At 70.0% G+C, this 307-nt stretch carries 1 pseudogene; it reads right to left on the minus strand.

Annotated elements, in window-relative coordinates:
* Positions 1–307 (minus strand): annotated as a pseudogene (locus P0G09_RS18020) (methionine synthase); the annotation flags it as partial.

Genomic DNA, 307 nt, shown 5'->3' on the forward strand with positions numbered 1-307 from the left:
CTCTTGCGGGGGGTCATTAGGTTGTTTTCCGTGACACAGAGCCCGGCGCGGCGGGCGGTGTCCAGCGCGGCTGCCAACAGCGGCTGCACGGCAAGGGGCCAGTCCCCGTAGCCCGGGGAATAGAGCCCCGTCAGATACTTTCCCTGCCGGGCGGCCCACTGGCGCAGCTCAGCCTCAGCGGCCTCCGCAGCCTGTTCGGCCAGTGCGGAGCCCAGCGCATCCGCTGCCACACCGGCGGCGATTTCGCCCACACCAGCCCGGCGGATCTGGGCATCCACACCGGGGCCAAGCGTTACAGCCAGCAGCA

Source organism: Faecalibacterium sp. DFI.5.82 (assembly GCF_029076575.1).
Classification (GTDB): domain Bacteria; phylum Bacillota; class Clostridia; order Oscillospirales; family Ruminococcaceae; genus Faecalibacterium; species Faecalibacterium duncaniae.